This window comes from Pengzhenrongella sp. (assembly GCF_036565025.1).
Taxonomy (GTDB): domain Bacteria; phylum Actinomycetota; class Actinomycetes; order Actinomycetales; family Cellulomonadaceae; genus Pengzhenrongella.
In genome coordinates, this window is sequence record NZ_DATCNW010000009.1 from 1 (window position 1) to 2,827 (window position 2,827).

Genomic DNA, 2,827 nt, shown 5'->3' on the forward strand with positions numbered 1-2,827 from the left:
CAGGTTCCCCTCGAGTGGTATGCGCTGTCCTCAGGCGCCGAGATCTCGATGGAACGCGGCACCGAGAACATGGACTCGGTGGCCCGGGCGCTGCGCCGGCTGATCACCTTCACCCAGGGCGGCGGCGAGGTAAATGTTGTCGTCGCCGGCATCAACGTAGGCGCCCAGCCGTACTGGAACGCCGAGGCGACCATGCTGATGCACACCAAGGGCATCCTGATCATGACCCCGGACAGCGCGATGGTGCTGACCGGCAAGCAGTCCCTCGACTACTCCGGTGGCGTCTCGGCCGAGGACAACTTCGGCATCGGTGGCTATGACCGGGTGATGGGCCCCAACGGGCAGGCCCAATACTGGGCGCCGAACCTGACCGCAGGGTGCGCCACGTTGTTCGCGCACTACGAGTACACCTACATCGCGCCGGGAGAGTCGACCCCGCGGCGCGCCGCCACCGCGGATCCGCACGACCGTGATGTCCGCACCTACCCCCACCATCACCCGATCAGCGACTTCACGACCGTAGGCGACATCTTCTCCGCCTCGACCAACCGCGACCGCAAGAAGCCCTTCGACATCCGGACGGTCATGCGTGCCGTGGCCGACCAGGACCACGACGTGCTCGAACGCTGGACGGCCATGGCCGACGCCGACACGACAGTGGTCCTCGACGCCTACCTGGGCGGCTACCCCGTGACGGTGCTCGGCGTCGAGTCGCGACCGATCCCGCGACGAGGCACGTTCCCGGCCGACGGTCCCGACCAGTGGACCGCCGGAACACTGTTCCCGCAATCGTCGAAGAAGACCGCGCGGGCGATCAACGCCGCCAGCGGCAACCGCCCGCTGGTGGTGCTGGCGAACCTGTCGGGGTTCGACGGCTCACCGGAGTCGCTGCGCAAGACGCAGCTCGAGTACGGCGCCGAGATCGGCCGCGCGATGGTCAACTTCGAAGGCCCGATCGTGTTCTGCGTCATCTCCCGCTACCACGGCGGCGCCTTCGTCGTCTTCTCCGGCGTCCTGAACGACAACATGGAAGTCGTGGCCATCGAGGGTTCCTACGCCTCGGTGCTCGGAGGGGCTCCGGCCGCGGCGGTTGTGTTCTCCCGCGACGTCACCTCCCGCACGTCCAAGGACCCCCGCGTCACCGCCTTGGCAGCCGAGCTGGCCCAGGCCGACGAGGGGCACCAGGCCCAGCTGCGGGTCGAGCTGGCCGACCTGCGCACTGCGGTGCGCTCGGAGAAGCTCGGCGAGGTCGCCAACGAGTTCGAGCAGGTACACAACATCGAGCGGGCGCTCGCGGTCGGGTCCGTCCACGCGATCATTCCCGCCCGCGAGCTTCGTCCGTACCTCATCGGTGCGGTCGAGCGGGGCATCAGCCGCATGGCGAGCGAGGCTCCGACCACGGCGGTCACCTGACCATCGCCCCAATCTCAACTCTTCGATGAATAGGACACGCCATGCACCCATTCGTTCTCAATCGCCACGACCGGATCGTCTTTCCGTCCAACTTCGTCCCCGAGCTCGACCTCTCGGTGATCGACAGTCTCGATCAGCTCGACAGCGTCATCCGGCGCGACTTCGAGACGAAGGCCCCGACCGGTACGGACATCCTGCGGCGCGTCGAGGAGGGCAGCTACGGCAGCCGGTACGAGCTGATGCGTGACATCGCGCTCAACCTGTTCTGGGCCGGTCGCTTCGCCCTGACGATGTATGACAAGCGACCGACCCGGTGGAGCGACGTACCTCGACGCCGCAGTGACGTCTTCTTGCCGATCCTCACCCCGTGGGTAGACGGCGACCGCAAGGTCGCCGCGGTCCAGAGCGCCTATGACGCCCTGCCCGCGACCTGGGATGCCAGCGCGGAGGACCGGATCTTCAAGCTTCTCTTCGACGTGTTCGGGCACCGCAAGCACCACGCCACCGAGCTGTCGGCGGTCAAGCCGACGGTGGCCGAGATTCTGGCCGACCCCAGCAACCGCACCTTCCGGCTCAACGGATACGACCCGGACTTCCCGACGTTTGACTACACCGACATCATCGACTGCGCCGAGGATGCTCCCGAGCTCGAGGCCCTGCATCGCTGGGCGATGGTGCTGCACAACCAGTACCCCTGGGACCGCGCTCAGGCCGAGCTCGTCGAAGTCGGCCAGCTACACGACGACGACTACGTGGTCGTATTCCACCCGCGCAACCAGGAGGTTCGTCGTTTCCTGGGGCGCCTGGACACCGGCACGACCCGCGCGCCCAGCTCGCCGGCGCGGGCAGCGGCCCAGCCGGTTCGGCCTTACCCGTCGGTGAACGTACGCACGCAATTCACGGTGATGCCGCGCATCGAGGCGATGGCCGTGGTCCATGGCGATCAGGTCTGCACCAACGAGGACCTGATCCGCAATGCCGCCTATAACTGGTCACCGATGTCAGCAGAGGAGATCCGCGACAAGACCGGGATCGAGCAGCGGCTCTACGCCTCGGGCACCATCGAGGAGATGTCGCTGCGGGCGGCGCAGAGCGCGCTGGCGCACGCGGGGCGCGGACCAGAAGACATCGGGGCGGTGCTGGTCTGCACCTGCACGAGCTCCCGGTTGATTCCCTCGGTCGCCACCTGGCTGTCGGGTGAGCTGGGCATCCAGCAAACCCACGGCTCCTACGACATCGTGGCCGCCTGCGCCGGGCTGGCATATGGCTTGTCCGATGCGACGCGGATCCTGCAGGAGGTGCAGCGCCCGGTGCTCGTGGTGTGCGTGGAGAAGTTCTCGGACAAGATCGGCAACGTGCGGACCTCCCGGATGCTCTTCGGCGACGGCGCCGCCGCCATCGTGCTCGGGGTGGC

Annotated in this window: 2 protein-coding genes; both read left to right on the forward strand. The window is 67.3% G+C overall.

The features are described 5' to 3' along the window. Window positions 1-1,413, forward strand: a 1,413-nt coding sequence (locus tag VIM26_RS00350) for a carboxyl transferase domain-containing protein (protein WP_331948317.1), incomplete at its 5' end; no start/stop codon positions are given. Between the two features lie 41 nt (window positions 1,414-1,454). Beyond that, a partial coding sequence (locus VIM26_RS00355) for a ketoacyl-ACP synthase III (RefSeq protein ID WP_331948318.1) occupies window positions 1,455-2,827 on the forward strand: 1,373 nt, incomplete at its 3' end.